This is a genomic window from Venatorbacter sp. C2-1 (assembly GCF_022832715.1).
GTDB classification, from domain to species: domain Bacteria; phylum Pseudomonadota; class Gammaproteobacteria; order Pseudomonadales; family Oceanobacteraceae; genus Venatoribacter; species Venatoribacter alkanivorans.
On the sequence record NZ_CP094879.1, the window covers coordinates 3,709,328 to 3,725,558 of the forward strand.

At 54.0% G+C, this 16,231-nt stretch carries 11 protein-coding genes; 9 read left to right on the top strand and 2 right to left on the bottom strand.

What is annotated here, in order from left to right; all coding sequences use genetic code 11:
* Positions 1 to 14 precede the first annotated feature (14 nt).
* On the top strand, positions 15 to 941 hold the full coding sequence (locus tag MT343_RS16585; protein WP_145466576.1) for a LysR family transcriptional regulator: 927 nt from the start codon (positions 15 to 17) through the stop codon (positions 939 to 941).
* A 12-nt stretch (positions 942 to 953) separates the two neighbouring features.
* Here MT343_RS16585 and MT343_RS16590 read toward each other — a convergent pair whose 3' ends face one another.
* Positions 954 to 1,556: a LysE family translocator gene (locus MT343_RS16590; protein WP_145466577.1), complete on the bottom strand. Its 603-nt coding sequence runs from the start codon at positions 1,554 to 1,556 to the stop codon at positions 954 to 956.
* A 200-nt stretch (positions 1,557 to 1,756) separates the two neighbouring features.
* On the opposite strand from MT343_RS16590, the gene puuE reads away from it, so the two are divergent.
* Complete coding sequence (gene puuE, locus MT343_RS16595) at positions 1,757 to 2,668, top strand: allantoinase PuuE (RefSeq protein ID WP_145466578.1); 912 nt, start codon at positions 1,757 to 1,759, stop codon at positions 2,666 to 2,668.
* Positions 2,669 to 3,322: 654 nt separating this feature from the next.
* Here puuE and MT343_RS16600 read toward each other — a convergent pair.
* Positions 3,323 to 3,724: a hypothetical protein gene (locus MT343_RS16600; RefSeq protein ID WP_145466579.1), complete on the bottom strand. Its 402-nt coding sequence runs from the start codon at positions 3,722 to 3,724 to the stop codon at positions 3,323 to 3,325.
* 215 nt (positions 3,725 to 3,939) lie between these two features.
* On the opposite strand from MT343_RS16600, the gene MT343_RS16605 reads away from it, so the two are divergent.
* The 7 genes from MT343_RS16605 (at position 3,940) to MT343_RS16635 (ending at position 16,231) form a co-directional block, all read left to right on the top strand.
* Positions 3,940 to 4,308 (top strand): hypothetical protein, encoded by a 369-nt coding sequence (locus MT343_RS16605; RefSeq protein ID WP_145466580.1) that lies wholly within the window; start codon positions 3,940 to 3,942, stop codon positions 4,306 to 4,308.
* Between the two features lie 89 nt (positions 4,309 to 4,397).
* Positions 4,398 to 5,744 carry a TolC family protein gene (locus tag MT343_RS16610; protein WP_145466581.1) on the top strand — a complete coding sequence of 449 codons (1,347 nt, stop codon included), beginning with the start codon at positions 4,398 to 4,400 and terminating at the stop codon, positions 5,742 to 5,744.
* A complete protein-coding gene (locus MT343_RS16615) occupies positions 5,741 to 7,066 on the top strand; it encodes an efflux RND transporter periplasmic adaptor subunit (protein WP_186435776.1) in 1,326 nt (441 codons plus the stop codon). Before MT343_RS16610 ends, MT343_RS16615 begins: the two co-directional genes overlap by 4 nt.
* Positions 7,067 to 7,083: 17 nt before the next feature.
* Positions 7,084 to 10,236 (top strand): efflux RND transporter permease subunit, encoded by a 3,153-nt coding sequence (locus MT343_RS16620; RefSeq protein ID WP_145466583.1) that lies wholly within the window; start codon positions 7,084 to 7,086, stop codon positions 10,234 to 10,236.
* Between the two features lie 609 nt (positions 10,237 to 10,845).
* Positions 10,846 to 12,039, top strand: coding sequence for a TolC family protein (locus tag MT343_RS16625; protein ID WP_145466584.1), 1,194 nt, complete (start codon positions 10,846 to 10,848; stop codon positions 12,037 to 12,039).
* Positions 12,040 to 12,094: 55 nt separating this feature from the next.
* The gene (locus MT343_RS16630; RefSeq protein ID WP_145466585.1) at positions 12,095 to 13,174 is read left to right on the top strand and encodes an HlyD family efflux transporter periplasmic adaptor subunit; all 1,080 of its coding nucleotides are present in this window, start codon (positions 12,095 to 12,097) and stop codon (positions 13,172 to 13,174) included.
* On the top strand, positions 13,175 to 16,231 hold the full coding sequence (locus tag MT343_RS16635) for an efflux RND transporter permease subunit (RefSeq protein ID WP_145466586.1): 3,057 nt from the start codon (positions 13,175 to 13,177) through the stop codon (positions 16,229 to 16,231).

Consider the following 16,231-nt stretch of genomic DNA (forward strand, 5'->3'; position numbering starts at 1 on the left):
GCACAGGACCCGCTATGGCCCGTACCGATCTTAATCTGCTGGTGATTTTTGACTGCATCATGCAGGAGCAATCTGTCTCAGCGGCGGCCCGTCAGCTGGCGATGACCCAGCCTGCGGTATCCAATGCCGTCTCACGTATGCGCCACCAGTGGCGTGATCCGTTATTTATCAAAGATGGCCGCGGTATCCGTCCGACGCCGGCCGCCGAGCGCCTGTGGGCGCAGATCCACCAGCCGCTGGAAGTCATCAGTAGCGCGCTGAATGAACAGGATTTCGACCCGGCGAGCGCCAGCGACACCCTCCGCATCGCCATGACCGACGGCACCGCCGCCTTTCTCTGGCCACGCCTGCGCGCCCGCACTGAACAGCTGGCGCCCCTGCTTAACCTGCACGCCGTGCCTTTCCGCGGTGATGGTATGACCCAGCTGCTGGAGGCCGATGCCGATCTGGTATTCGATTACTTTGCCGGCTCACACCGTCAGGTTCACCAGCAGCGGATGTTTCACAATCATTTTGTCTGTGTGATGAGCGCCAGCCATGCACTGGCACAGCAGCCGTTAACGGAAGAAGCTTTTCTGCAGGCTGAACACCTGCTGGTATCACTGTCGGGCGACGCCCGTGGTCAGGTCGATACGCAGCTGGCGGCCCGTGGTCAGAACCGGCGTATCGCCATGACCGTCAACAGCTTCGCCAGCGCCTTAATGCTGTTGCCCACGACCCAATTGCTCTGCACCCTGCCCTGGCCGGTGGTTGCCGCCACTGTACGCAGCGGCCAACTGGTGGCTAAACAACCACCGCTGGCCATACCGCCGGTGCCGATCAGTATGGCCTGGCATCAGCGTAATCATCAGCGGCCCTTGCAGCGCTGGCTGCGTGCCCAGTTGCAGGAGATTGTTGATCAGCATCCTGAGCAGTTTATACCGCCACAAAGCTTCAGCTGAGCGGCGGCCTAATTAACGACTGGCGGAAAACTGCACGTACAGCAGGAAACAGGCGGTCAGGATTAACAGACCACCCATCAGACGATTAAACAGCCGTAAACGGGCTTCGCTGTTAAGCAGCTGCGCCGCCCGGTCGCCAAGCAATGACCAGCTGAACAGCGAGGCATAACACACCAGAAAATACAGCAGCAGAAAGCTCAGAAACTGCTGATATCCCTCTGGCGCTGAGAATAACGACACCCCCGACATGCAGGCCATCCAGGCTTTTGGGTTAAGCCACTGCAATAAAAAGCCCTGAATAAAGGTTGGCCGCTTTTGCTTTTCGATGCTGAGCCTGGGTGCCGATGACGCAATCAGATAACCGAGATAAATAATGAAGGCCGCCCCGGCAAGTGCCAGATAGCGCAGAAAATCCGGGAACAACTGTACGACCTCATATAGCCCAAGACCGATACAGAGCAGCAGCAGCGTGAAGCCCAGAGTGGCACCGGAGACAAAAGGAAAGGTCTGGCGGACGCCGTAACTGGCACCGGAAGAGAGAATCACCATATTCACCGGCCCCGGTGATATCGACATCACGAACGAGAAAGATAACATCGCCAACAACAGAGACATGATATTCCTGAATAAACCGCGAAAGAGGCGCAATATGCCTGTGCTGATCTGCGAATATCAATAATTACTTTATCAACAGTCTGTTCGCCAGATTTCCGGATCGCTGCGCGTCATCCATAAATGCTCACTTTGCCCGCTGCCAAGTCGCCGGGTTTAGCGCTAAACTCAGCTGACTAATCAGTCAGCTTTTCAGGTGTTTCATGACCTACCCCCGCGACATGATCGGTTACGGCGCCGATATCCCCAGCGTAAAGTGGCCGCACAAGGCCCGTATCGCCGTGCAGTTTGTGATTAATTACGAGGAAGGCGGCGAGAACTGCATCCTCCATGGCGACAAAGCCTCAGAAGCCTTTTTATCTGAAATTGTCGGCGCTCAGGCCCTTGAAGGCGTGCGCCATATGAATATGGAATCCATCTACGAATACGGCTCACGCGCCGGCTTCTGGCGTCTGCACCGCATGTTTACCGAGCGTGAACTGCCGGTAACCGTATTCGGTGTAGCCACCGCCATGGAGCGCAATCCGCAGGTGGTGGATGCCATGCTGAAAGCCGACTGGGAAATCGCCTCCCACGGTCTGAAGTGGATCGACTATCAATACGTGCCGGAAGAGGTTGAACGCGCCCATATCCGCGAAGCGCTGGATATTCATAAACGCCTGACCGGCAGCTTCCCGGAAGGCTGGTATACCGGCCGCATGAGCCCCAATACCCGCCGCCTCGCCTGTGAAGAGGCCGACCTGTTATACGACGCCGACAGCTACGCAGACGATCTGCCCTACTGGGTGGAAGAAGGCGGCAAGCCGCATTTAATTGTGCCCTACACGCTGGATGCCAACGATATGCGTTTTGCCACCAGTCAGGGCTTTAACAGCGGTAAGCAGTTTTATCAGTATTTAAAAGACAGCTTCGACGTGCTCTACGCCGAAGGCAAAGACAGCCCGAAAATGCTCAGCATTGGTCTGCACTGCCGCTTAGCCGGTCGGCCGGGACGCGCGGCCGCACTGGCGGATTTTCTCGATTATATTCAGCGCCACGATAAGGTCTGGGTATGCCGCCGCGCAGATATTGCCCGGCACTGGAGAAAGCATCATCCGTATGGCGCTGAGGAATAAAAGTTAAGCGCGGGTATTACTTCGATAACGGCCGTGAATATCATGATGCTGTTCACTTAACGCTTTAAATCATTTTGAAACGCCCAATGCCTCCCAGGGGAACTTATCCCCTTGCCGGCGGGCCGACCCCAGCTTCGCGCTGTGCAGGCCTTTTTCCTCCATTCAGACCACCTCGGTCACGGCAACGCGGATAATGGGCCATCCATGGCCCTATCCGCTCGCTCTGCATCCATGCAGAGACGCGCCGGCTCAGTGCTCTTCATTCCGGCGTCCTGCAGGCGCATTCATTAATCCGCTAAGTGGCTTTTCAGAACGGACATTGCTGTTCGATAAAATAAGACTGTGCGGCTGGGATAAGTCGCGCCTCTGGGCCCGCCGCCATGAGCGATGATTTTTACGATCTGTCTGGCATGGATGCCAGACAAGCGTATCCGGCCATGGATGGCCGATATACGCGTGGTCAGTAAAAACCGAGTGAATAAGGATGACGGGCCAGAAAGCGCAAAGCAGGGGTTTGGGGATAAGATCCCCAAGTTGGGGCGCAGGGGCTTGCCCCGCAAAGGCTGTTCAAGTGCAGTAAGCGCTGGTTGGTTGCTTAAGTGAACAGCATTACGTAAATATCAGCTTTTTAAGGCAGCAGAATAAACGACTACCTCAACCCGACTGGCGCAGGGACTCCAGCTTCTGCGTCAGCGTCTGGCTGAGCGCGGCATTCAACTGCGCCAGCTCGTCCAGCAACATCTGACGAGCCTGTCGGGTGGTATCGGCTTCCTCGCCTTCGCTTGCCACAGCATCCAGCGCCTGTAACTGGCGCTGCACTTCGGCAATACGTTCCTGTAAGTCTTTAATAATACGGTCGAGCGGATGCTCTTCACTGGCCTGGGTATCACTCTGTTCGGCACGCAGCTGATTCAGCGCAGCAGCCGATAAGTGCACAGCTTCACCCTGCGCATCAGTACTGGCAGACGCGGTTTTCGCCGGTTTTTCCGCCTGAACCTGTTCACTGCTCACGGGCTTATTGACCGAACCGGCAGCGGATATACGAATATCTGACATAGACACAACCCTAAGCATCAGGGACTGTTAACAGGCCACTACGAACAGGTAGCAGATAACAAACCACAACCGTGCTTTTTATGAAGGTAATATTAATATCGGCCGTCAACGGCAAAGCTGAAGGGCGGTGACATTTCCTGACGCCTGCACAGTAGACGCCGGTTAAACACCGCTCTACTATGCGCAGTATCTACTGATAAATCTGCTGTTTATTTATGCGCAATAACCGCCTGTTAAATATCGCCTTATTACTGCTGACCCTGTTTCAGTCGGTTGTGGCGTTGGCGGATGTGCATGAAACCTTCGAGCGTTCTGCTGCCGATCATCTGAGTGAACACCAGCCCGCGCACCATAACGATCTGGCGGATACCCTCGCCAATGACTCCCATAGCCTGAACAGCGACAGTCAGGCCCAGCACGACTGCAGCCACTGCTGTCATTGTCATGCTCATACGCCGTTATCTTTACCGGTTAACGATGCGCTGGCGGCTGCCAACCAGGCTGGCAGCCTTCACAACGATTACACCCGTACCCTGATTGTGCGTACGCTCAGCCCACACCTGCGCCCTCCGATTGTTTCCTGAATAACCACGTTTAACAGCCTCCGGTAATACACGTCAGCTAATGGCTGCGGTGCCGTTGGCTTATCGTATTTTTTATTCAGGAATAACGCATGAATATGATCCCTGTAATGGCGTTTGCTATCGCCAGCACCCTGGCCATACCTGTGTATGCGTCAGACAGTATGAACACGCACAGCCAGACCGAAGTACCTGACAGCAGCCAGAGCCATAAAGCTGCACGCCTCTGGCTGCAAAACCGCATCGCGCAGACACCGCAGGTAAAAGCAGCTTCTGCACAAAAAAACAGCCGCGCATTATGGAGCCAGGCTGCCACTCAGCCGCTGTATAACCCGGAGTTACAAACCCGGCTGGAGCAGGAAGGCAGTAATAATAATTACGCGCTGGAAATCAGCCAGAAAATAGACTGGTGGAATCAGCGTGAAGCGCGCAGCCAGCAACAGCAATTACTGCAACAGCAGGCGGAGCAGCAGTATCAGCAAAGCCTGCAGCAAACCACCGCCGACGCCTTAGCGGCCATTGTGCGTTACCAGAGTGCGCAGCAGCGTGATCAGTTAATGCAGCGTTTACAGCAACAACAGCAGACACTGACCCAGCTGATTCAGCAGCGTCGCCGCCTCGGTGATTTAAGTGCACTGGATGCCGAACTGGCGCTGCTGGCGCAAAGCTCACTGCTGGCCGATATTGCCGCCAGCCAGGCGGAATTAAGCGCCGCTGCCGCGCAATTATCCAGCCTCTTACCCGACTGGCAGCAACAGCCGCAATACCTCAGCGCACTCATTCAGCAGCTGGATAGCAGTGCGCAACAATTACCAGCGCAGCCATTAAATAATGCGCAGCTTAAGCAACTGGCGCTGTCGCATCCGCAGAGTGAAAGCGCACGACTGTTCTGGCTGGCCGAACAGCAGCGCGCGCAACTGAGCCGCGACAGCCTGCGCGCCGAACCAACGATTGGTATCAGTGCCGGGCGCAGTGGCGAGGAAGATGTATTAGGGCTGGCCCTGTCTTTACCGCTCAATGTACGCAGCTCTTACCGCCAGGCCGCGGCCGCAGCCGATGGCGAAACCCTGCAGGCCGAAGCGGAGTTCTATGCCAGCCTGCAACAACAGCAGCAACAGCTGCGCGCCAGCCACAGCCGGGTTCTGGCGTACCGCCGTCAGGTTGAACAATGGCATGCGCTGATGCCCGATGGCGGCCAGCGCAGTGCGCAACTGCTGCAACAGCAATGGAGCAACGGCGACCTCAGCACCAGTGCTTATATTCAGGCCTCCGCACAATGGGCCGCCAGCCTGCAGGCCGGTATTGAATTAACCGGTGATTATCGTCAGGCACAGATCCAATGGCTGAGCGACAGCCAGACTATCCGCAGTTTTTTAAGCGCTGCAAACACCAACAGCCAGAATGCTGCCACAGGCAGCAATCGCCGGATTTCAGAGTGAGAAATATTATGCTGCCACTGTATTCAGTTAATAAATTATTTTCAGATAATCAATCAGACAACAAACCAGCCATGGCACAGCGCCTGATGCTGACGCCAATTCTGTTACTAGCCCTGGTTTTACCGCTGCCCGGTTATGCCGGTGACGACCATGACCACGAACATGCCTCCAGCCAAAACCAAACGCTCAGCGAACCGGGCAAAGAGTATGAACATGAACAGGACGAACATAACGACAACGAAAACAGCGTGCATTTAAGCGCAGAACAGATACAGCAGGCCGGCATTATCAGCCGGATAATTCCTGCCGAAAAAACCGATATTCCGCTGCGTGCACCGGCCGAAATCCGCGCCAACGGTTACCGCAGTTTTGTTGTCTCGCCACGGGTCGATTCGGTGGTGATTACCCGCCATGTCGCACTGGGCGATCACGTACAACCCGGGCAGCCATTGCTGACCTTATTCAGCGAAGGTGTTGCCAGTGCTCAGGCGGAATTACGCAGTGCCCGCTCTGAATGGCAGCGGGTAAAAAATCTCGGTAAAAATGCCGCCGGTGCCGCCCGTTATAATCAGGCCGAAAATACCCTCGCCGCTGCGCGTGCACGCTTAACGGCTTATGGCCTGAATGCCGATGCAGAATTAACCCCGGCCAGCTTCGGCGAATATCAGTTAACCGCACAGACTGCGGGGCTGGTATTAAGCGATGATTTTCAGCAGGGTCAGCGTGTAACCGCCGGCAGTGCCTTAATGCAGATCACCGACGAAACCACCCTCTGGGCCGAAGCGCGTTTACCGGCAGAATCTGAGCTGCATTTAACCCGCGATACCCGCGTTATGCTTAATGTCGCCGGACTGAATATCAGCGCACAGATAAGCCATGAATCCCATACCATTGATCCGTTAACCCGCACCCGTATCGTGCGCTTAACCGTCGAAAATCCCGATCACCGTCTGCACCCCGGATTATTTGCCAGCGCCGATTTTTATACCCGTTCAGAAAATCCCATCACCCTGGTGCCGGAAACCGCACTGGTGCGTGGCAGCGATGGTGACTGGCAGATTTTTATTGAAAGCACACCCGGCGAATTCAGCGCACTGGAAGTGGAGCGCGGACGGACTATCCGGGCAACCCAGACAACCCAGACAACCCAGACAACCCAGACGAACGGACGCACTGCCGATAAAGCAGGAGAAATCCTGATAGAAATCAGCAGCAAAGATTCTGCTGCACACTCTGTATCTCAGTACCCCATCGTCGTCGCCGGTGCTTTCTTTATTGCTTCCGAGCAGGCGAAAGGCGGCTTTGATCCGCATAATCACTAAGGGTTGGGGATAAAACTATGTTTACGTTACTGACCCGCTGGGCGGTCGCTAACCGCCTGCTGGTGCTGATTGCCATCACCAGTTTATGTATTGCTGCCGCTTTCGCTTTGCCGAAGCTGAACCTCGATGCCTTTCCCGACGTTACCAACGTGCAGGTAGCCATTAATACCGAGGCGCCGGGACTGGCCGCCGAAGAAGTGGAAAAACTCATTACCTACCCGATTGAGGCGGTAATGTACGCCCTGCCCGGCGTGGCCGAAGTGCGCTCCATTTCCAAAACCGGGCTGTCCGGAATTACCGTGGTGTTTAACGAAGGTACTGATATTTATTTTGCCCGCCAGCTGGTGTTCGAGCGCTTGCAGGCCGCGCGCGAATTTATTCCGCAGGGCGCTGGTATTCCGGAAATGGGGCCGAATACCTCCGGTCTGGGGCAGATATTCCAGTATGTACTGCAGGCCGAACCCGGCTCAGGTTACGACCTGATGCAACTGCGCAGCCTGAATGACTGGCTGGTAAAACTGCTGTTAATGCCGGTTGATGGTGTGACCGATGTGTTGTCCTTTGGTGGCGATGTGCGCCAGTATCAGGTGAATTTAAATCCTGACCGTTTGCTGGCGTTTCAGTTATCGCAGCAGGATGTGATCGATGCACTGGAAGCCAATAACCGCAATGTCGGCGGCTGGTATTTAAACCGTGGTCAGGAACAACTGGTGATCCGTGGCACCGGCTGGCTCGACAGTGGTGAACAGGGTTTAAAACAATTAGCGCAGATTCCGTTGCGGGTAATTGATGGCGTCGCCGTTACCGTAGCTGATGTGGCCGAGGTCAGCTTCGGCAGTGAAATCCGTCAGGGTGCTGTCACCTTCAGCCGCAGCGATGATCAAAATAACAGCGCCCCAAATAACAGTGAGCGGAATAACGGCGGCGAGGTTGTGTCCGGTATCGTACTTAAGCGTATGGGCGCTAATACCAAAGCCACCATCGACGGTATTCACCAACGGATTGCCCTGATTAACCGGGCATTGCCCACAGGCGTCAGCTTTGAGGTTATTTACGATCAGGCCGGATTAATCGAACAGGCCGTCAGTACGGTAGTCAATGCACTGGCACTGGCCTTTGTGTTTATTCTGATTGTACTGGCGCTGTTTATGATGAATCTGCGCGCCACGGTACTGGTATTAATCTCGATTCCAATATCGGTCGCCATCGCCCTGATGCTGATGTCCTGGTATGGCTTATCGGCCAACCTGATGTCACTCGGCGGAATTGCCGTTGCCATTGGTATGCTGGTCGATGGTTCAGTGGTGATGGTGGAAAATATGTTCCGCCATCTGCAACACAACCCCGATGCCGACAAGGGCAGCATCAGCCTGCGTATTCAGGAAGCCGCTGCCGAAGTGGCGCGCCCGGTATTTTTTGCCACCGGTATTATTCTGCTGGTGTTTTTACCGCTGTTTGGTTTTGAGGGAGTTGAGGCCAAGCTGTTCCAGCCTATGGCCATTTCCATCATGCTCGCCATGCTGGTCGCCGTTCTGGTCGCCCTTATTGTTGTTCCGGCACTGGCGACCTTTATGTTCCGCACAGCGGTAACCGCCAAACCCAGCCCCTTACTGCAGCCACTGGAAAAACTGTATCGCCACCTGCTCACTCAGGCGCTGCGTTTTCCACGGCGGGTGATGTTGCTGGCCGGAGTATTATTGCTGGCCGCCGTGATTATTGCCCCGCGCCTTGGCACCGAGTTTGTTCCGGAACTGGAAGAAGGCACCATTAACCTGCGCGTTACTCTGGCACCCTCGGCCAGCTTAGAAACCGCACTGAGTGTTGCGCCGAAACTGGAAGCCTTATTACTGCAGTTTCCGGAAGTAAATTACGCCATGAGCCGTATCGGCCGGCCGGAACTGGGCGGCGATCCGGAGCCGGTCAGTAATATCGAAATTTATATCGGCTTAAAACCCCGTAGCCAATGGCAGTCGGCCGATAACCGTCTGGCGCTGCAGCGGTTAATGGAAGAAAAACTCGAAGTTTTCCCCGGTCTGTTATTTAACTTTTCCCAGCCGATCAGCACCCGCGTCGATGAATTACTGTCCGGTGTACGGGCTCAGCTGGCCATTAAATTATTCGGCCCGGATCTGGACGTTCTGGCACAGCAGGGACAGCAGATCGAAACCCTGGTAAAAACCATTGCCGGTACCCGTGATGTCGCTATGGAACAGATTGCCGGTGAATCACAACTGGTTATTACGCCCAAACGCGATGCCTTATCGCGCTACGGCCTGTCGGTGGATAACGTACTGACTCTGGTACGCGATGGCTTAGGTGGCACAAGTGCCGGACAGATTATTAACGGTAACGAACGTTACGATATTTATGTGCGCCTGCAGCAGGAGTTCCGCGACAACGCCGCCGCTATTGCTGATTTACGCCTGCGTTCACCCTCCGGTGCCATCGTCCGCCTTGGTGATGTTGCTACGGTGGAATTTGCCTCCGGGCCGCCACAGGTGCGGCGTGATGACGTGCAGCGGCGACTGGTGATTCAGGCCAACGTTGAAGGCCGCGATATGGGCAGTGTGGTGGCCGATATCCGTAACGCCATCGACACTCAGCTGCAATTACCGCCGGGTTACGCCGTCAGTATTGGCGGCCAGTTTGAAAATCAGCAACGAGCGCAGCAACGCTTAATGATGATTGTACCGCTGTCATTAGGATTAATTGCCCTGTTGCTGTATTTCGCCTTTGGCTCGGTCGGCCAGGCGCTGCTGATTCTGCTGAATGTGCCGCTGGCGGTTATTGGCGGAATCTTTTCGCTGTGGTTATCCGGCCAGTATTTATCGGTGCCCGGCTCGGTCGGATTTATCACCCTGTTTGGCGTGGCAGTGTTAAATGGTGTGGTGATGGTCGAGAGTATTAACCAGCGCTTTGCCGCCGGACATACCTTGCAGGATGCCGTATTTAACGGTGCCCTATCACGCCTGCGTCCGGTATTAATGACCGCACTGACCTCAGCGCTGGGGTTAATTCCGATGCTGATGTCAAACGGACTGGGAGCTGAAATTCAGAAGCCGCTGGCCAGTGTGATTGTCGGCGGACTGGTAACGGCAACCTTCCTGACGCTGTTTGTATTGCCGCTGTTGTATCCGTTTTTCTCGCAGTGGAAACTGCGCGAACATTAATAACCTCTGATCCTGCATCCCGGTTTACCGGGATGCATTGCTTTATATTCTGCTTTCACCTGGCTCCCACGCTCTGCGTGGTAGCCCTTGCTTGCACAGTTGCATTCCCACGCAGAGCGTAGAAACGAGAAATTACTTTATATTCTGCTTCCGCACCTACCACTCTGAACCCGCCACTCAAAACCTGCCCGGATATTCTGATCAGAATGATTCTTATCCCGCGCAGATAATTAAACAAAATCACAAGGGCCTGTTAACACTAATTAAACAGGCCTGTTATCGGCTAAAAAATTCTCAAACAAGGCGCTGAGAGTGTGGCCTAACGGGTTAAGCGAACGAACAGCAACGCTGGATGAGGAATTTTTAGCCATAACCCTTCGGGCTGAGGCCAGTTTTCCCCATTAACATCGTCGTTCGTCATTCATTTAGCCCGCTAATATCACTCCTCTCTCCTTGTTCTGAGAAAAACTGGCTCTCAGCAGGCCCGATTCACTTAGTGTTAACAAGCCCTAACATCCCTGACACTGCTTTACATGAAAAGCGGCCTTTTTCAGTTTCGTTTCAGCTTGTGCCGCTATGTTGCCTCCGGTATTCAGCGGAGAACACTTTATGGAGCAGAAGAATATTCAGCCGCAGCGCTTTCTCGCTGCCCTGCTTTTATTGCCATTAGCCATCGGGGTTCAGGCTGGGGGTAACTTTCAGCAAAGCCTCGAAGCAGCCTGGCAACAGCTGCCGGAACAACAGTATCTGCCGACAGAAAACGACATTAACAACCGGCGCCTGCCCGGCTGGCTGGCTGCAGCCCCGTCCATTGCCGTCGATTATCAGCAGGGCAATGATGCCAGCGGCAGTGCCGAAGAATGGCAAACCCGGCTGGAACTTCCCCTCGCTCGTCCGGGCTTAATGCAGAGTCAGCGCGATTATCAGCAAGCAGCAGGCAATGAAACCCTGGCTTATCAACAATTGCTGCGCTGGCAGCTGGCGGGGAAATTACAGACCTGGTGGTGGGACTGGCAGAACCTCAACCTGAGTCAGCAACGAATTCAGGACCGCCTGGCAGCAATGCAGCAACAATTGCAGTGGCTGGATTTATTAATCCGTCAGGGCGAACGCCCGGCTGCCGATCGCCTTACCCTGCAGGAGCAATATCAGCAGCTTAAAAATCAGCAGCTGCTGAATCAGCGCCAGCAACAGACTCTGCAGCAGCAGTGGCAACAGTGGACAGCGCTGACAGAATTACCCGGCGACTGGTCTTTCACTCTCCTGCCGGAACAACCGCTGGATAACCATCCGTTACTGCAGTTATTGCAGATACAAAAACAACTATCCGATGCGCAATTACGCAGCCAGCAGAAAAATACGCTCAATCCGCGTTTAAGTCTGGGCGTAAAACATCAGCAGGCGGTTAATGCTCAGCCCGCCAGCGATGCCCTGCAAGTCGGAATAAGCTTTGATTTTGGCGGCAGCAATTACAGCGAGCGCCGCAACGCAGTACGCGAACTGAGTAATCGCCACAGCGAGTGGCTGCGTACCCGCCAACAGCTTGAGAACGAGCGCAATGTTCTGGCGGCAACCCTGCCGCAGCAACAACAACGTATGAACGAATTAAAAGACATGAGCCAGCAGGCCAGCGCGCAATATCAGAGCCAGTATCAGGCTTACCAGCGCGGCAGCCTGTCAGGTTTTCAGTGGTTGCAGATTCAGGCCAGCATCTGGCGCCTGCAACAACAGGCCGATGAAGCGCGGATTGAATATCTGCGCAATATCAGCCAGTGGAATCTGTTACAGGGATATTCGCTATGAACCTGTTCAGCACAACCGTTGTTAATTTATCTGCTCAGTTACAGGAGCCCCTGTTATGAAATTCTGCTGTCTGTACATTAATCCATTACTGGCCGTCAGTCTGTTACTGGCCAGCACTCAGACCAGCCTTGCTGAAAATATGCCCGTTACCACGCAGCTGACCATCAGTAACGAGCAGCTGGACAATCTGGGAGTACGCTTTCAGACACTGGGAAAACAGGATCAGGTGGTGCTGGCATCCCTGCCGGCAATCAGTACTGTTGCTCCCGGTCAGGCGGAAAATATCAGCCTGCCCTTCGAAGGACGACTGGAAGAATGGCAAGCCACAACGGGTAATTTTATTGCTGAAAAAGAACCTCTGGCATTACTGCACAGCCACGATGTACTGGATTTTTTTCAGAGCAACCAGCGTTTACAGCAACAGGCCAGCCTGTGTAATCAGCGTCTCAGTGATATGCGGGAGCGTAATAAAAGTGGCCTGACCTCTCGTCTGGATTTACAGGAACAACAACTGCAATGCCAGCAGCTGAATGATCAGAAAAAACTTAACGCACAGATTCTGAAGCATCTTCCTGCGCAATGGCAAAACGCCAGCGATGCCGATTATGCTCTGCAGGCGCCGGAAAGTGGCTGGCTGATTACCATTAAACATCAGCCCGGCGAGCATTTTATGGCCGGTGACTCCCTGGCAGAATTCTGGCCGGAAAGTGCGCTGCGCTTACGCCTTTGGGTGCCTCAGCATTTGTTGCATAATCTGAGTATTGGCCAGCACCTTAATATTTCTGCCACACAGCAACAGACGACGGTTCAGAGTATCGGCAGCGTACAGAATGCAGCAGCGCAGACTGAAGTATGGCTTAAGGCAGATAATCTGATACCGGGCAGTAGTCTGATTATTGATATTCCATCAAAGGTTTCCGGCTGGCCAACAGAAGCTGCCGCCCGGGTACGCCATAACGATAAATCCTGGGTATTTATCCGTACACCTGATGGCCTGCAGGTAACCGAACTGCAGCAGTTCATCGCCGGTAACCGTGGTTTATTACTGCAGGACATGGCACTGGAAAACCGTGAAATTGCCATCAGTGGTACGGCGGCGCTGAAAGCTCTCTGGCAAAGTATGGAGAGCGAATAAATGTTATCCGCATTATTACAGGGCGTATTAAAACAGCGCATTCTGATTATTGTTATCAGCGTTGCGGTTTTTCTGGCCGGGCTGAATACCTTTCAGAATCTGCGTATTGATGCCTACCCGGAGATTTCTCCGACTCAGGTAAAAATTATTATTAAAGCACCGGGGCTGGCACCGGAAGAGCTTGAAACCCGCGTCACACGGAAAATCGAAGTCGAACTGCTGGGTATTCCCAACCAGAGTATTCTGCGCTCGGTGGTAAAATACGGCATCACCGATATTACCGTCGACTTTACCGGTGGCACCGATATTTACTGGGCCAGACAGCAGGTTGCCGAGCGTTTGGCGGCAATATGGCCGGATTTACCTCAGGGTATCAGCGGTGGCATTGCCGCCATGAGTACGCCACTGGGCGAATTATTTATGTTTACTCTGGATGGCCCGTTATCGCTTGCCGAAAAACGCCGTATCCTCGACTGGCAGATCAGACCGTTGCTGCGCACGGTGCCCGGTGTGGCCGATATTAATGCCCTCGGCGGCCGGGTCGAAGCCTATCAGGTGGCACCGGATACACTGGCACTGGCGCGCGCCGGAATGACATTACAGGATCTGCACAATTTTCTGCAAAGCAATAACCGTAACGACGGCGCCGGACGCATCGACAGCGGTGAAGAATCCATTATCGTTTCCAGTGGTGGCCGCATTCAGAGCCTGCAGGATCTGGAAAACCGCATTATCCGCTGGCATAACGGCAGCGCCATTCGTCTTGCTGATGTTGCCACCGTTTCGCTGTCATCCATGACCCGTTATGGCGCGGTTACCGAAGACGGAAAGGGTGAAACAGTTCAGGCCTTAGTCGTCGCACTGAAAAACGCTGACGCCCAGAAAGTAATCAGCGGTGTACGTGAAGCCCTCGACACTCTGCGCCCCAGCCTGCCAGCAGAACTCAGCATTAATGTGTTTTACGACCGCAGCAACTTAATTGAACGCGCCGTTAATACCGTATCAGAAGCCTTATGGATTGCCGTTGCTCTGGTAATAATTCTGCTCGGTTTATTTATTGGTAACGTGCGGGTAGCCATAGTGGTGGCGGTTAACCTGCCGATGTCTGCCCTGATGACCTTTATTATCATGGATTACTTCGGTATGAGCGCTAACCTGATGAGTCTGGGCGGACTGGCAATTGCCATTGGTATGCTGGTCGACGGTGCTGTTGTCGTGGTTGAAAATACGGTCACGCAATTACAGCAGGGCTCGCGCTCGTTGCCGCGTATGCATGTTATTTTCCGCGCTATTAAAGAGGTGATGGTGCCTATTATTTCCGGCACCCTGATTATTCTTCTGGTATTTTCGCCATTGGTGACCCTGCAGGGGCTGGAAGGTAAATTATTCGCGCCGGTAGCGATGACCATTATGTTTGCCATGGCCAGCAGTCTGCTGGTATCACTGACACTGATTCCGGTGTTATGCACCCTTGCCATCAACGAAAACAAGGTAAGCACCCCAGGCTGGATCGTGCATCTGCAAAGCCGTTATGAATCCAGCCTGTCGGCTGCCTTACAGAATCCCAAACCTATTATGCTGGGACTGGCGGTTGCCATTGTACTGGCCATACTGGCTTACCTGCAGACCGGCAAAGCCTTTATGCCGGAAATGGATGAAGGCGATTTAATTGTACAGCTGGAAAAAACACCCACCATTAACTTACAGGCGTCCGCCGCCATCGACCTGAAAGTTCAGAGTGCCATGCTGGCAGCAGTCAGCGATATCGAGCGGATTATTGCCCGCAGTGGTTCCGACGATCTGGGTATGGACCCGATGGGGTTGAATGAAACCGATATGTTCCTGCAACTGAAACCACGCGATCAGTGGCAGGCAGAAAATAAAGACGCCATTAAAGACCAGATCCGCACCGTGATGGAACAGTTTCCCGGTGTTGATTACGGCTTTACCCAGCCCATTGATATGCGCGTATCAGAAATGATTTCCGGTTCCCGTGGTGACGTTGCCATTAAAGTGTTTGGCAGCGATCTGGCCGAACTGCAGCGTCTGGCCGACCAGATCGGTAATGAAATGAAAACTCTGACCGGCGTCAGCGAGGTTATGGTTTCACAGGCCGATGGCATGCACTATCTGCAGCTGGAAAATAATTACCCGCGTATTGCTCATTTTGGCTTTAACGTTGAAGACGTACAGCAAACCCTGCGCAGCTATCTGGAAGGTATTAACAGCGGCGACGTGGTCTTCAGCGACCGCCAGGTTCCGTTACTGCTGCGTCAGCCAACCCGGCTGCAGGTTGAGCAGTTACTGAATGAGCTGACGATGGCCAGCGCCGATGGTCAGGCAGTTCCCTTATCGGCACTGGTCAGCGCACGAGAAGTTCAGGGGCCGGTATTAATTAAGCGCGAGCAGGGTCAGCGATTTGCACTGGTTAACGTTAATGTCAGCGGCGTGGCCCTGAGTGATTTTGTTGCCAGCGCACAGCAGCGGGTTGCGGAAAACATCAGGCTGCCGGCAGGTTATGTGTTGTCCTGGGGTGGCGAATTTGAAAATCAGCAACGGGCCAATGCCCGCCTCGGGTTAATGGTACCGGTCGCCATTGCCCTGGTATTACTGGTGTTATTCACCACCTTTGGCCGGCTGGATGAAGCGCTGCTGATTCTCGCCAATATTCCTTTCGCATTAATCGGCGGCATTATTGCCCTGTGGTTAAGCGGTGAATATTTATCGGTACCGGCATCGGTTGGCTTTATTGCCCTGCTGGGCGTCGCCGTGATGAATGGAGTGGTGCTGGTTGATCAGTTCCGCCATTTACTGAACCTTGGGCAACAGGGATTACAGGTAGTACGGGATGGTGCGGTGCGCCGCCTGCGCCCGGTATTAATGACTGCAACCACCGGTGCTGTTGGTCTGCTGCCATTATTATTCGCCACCGGCCCCGGCAGTGAAATTCAGAAGCCGCTGGCCATTGTGGTGATCGGCGGTTTATTTACCTCAACCCTGCTGACCCTCTATGTGCTGCCGGTGTTATACCGCCGCTTTATTCTGGAGCAGAAATAA

Coding starts and splice junctions, on each gene's coding strand:
- MT343_RS16590 (WP_145466577.1), bottom strand. CDS start 1,556: ATGTCTCTGTTGTTGGCGATGTTATCTTTCTCGTTCGTGATGTCGATA.
- puuE (WP_145466578.1), top strand. CDS start 1,757: ATGACCTACCCCCGCGACATGATCGGTTACGGCGCCGATATCCCCAGC.
- MT343_RS16585 (WP_145466576.1), top strand. CDS start 15: ATGGCCCGTACCGATCTTAATCTGCTGGTGATTTTTGACTGCATCATG.
- MT343_RS16635 (WP_145466586.1), top strand. CDS start 13,175: ATGTTATCCGCATTATTACAGGGCGTATTAAAACAGCGCATTCTGATT.
- MT343_RS16610 (WP_145466581.1), top strand. CDS start 4,398: ATGAATATGATCCCTGTAATGGCGTTTGCTATCGCCAGCACCCTGGCC.
- MT343_RS16630 (WP_145466585.1), top strand. CDS start 12,095: ATGAAATTCTGCTGTCTGTACATTAATCCATTACTGGCCGTCAGTCTG.
- MT343_RS16625 (WP_145466584.1), top strand. CDS start 10,846: ATGGAGCAGAAGAATATTCAGCCGCAGCGCTTTCTCGCTGCCCTGCTT.
- MT343_RS16620 (WP_145466583.1), top strand. CDS start 7,084: ATGTTTACGTTACTGACCCGCTGGGCGGTCGCTAACCGCCTGCTGGTG.
- MT343_RS16600 (WP_145466579.1), bottom strand. CDS start 3,724: ATGTCAGATATTCGTATATCCGCTGCCGGTTCGGTCAATAAGCCCGTG.
- MT343_RS16605 (WP_145466580.1), top strand. CDS start 3,940: ATGCGCAATAACCGCCTGTTAAATATCGCCTTATTACTGCTGACCCTG.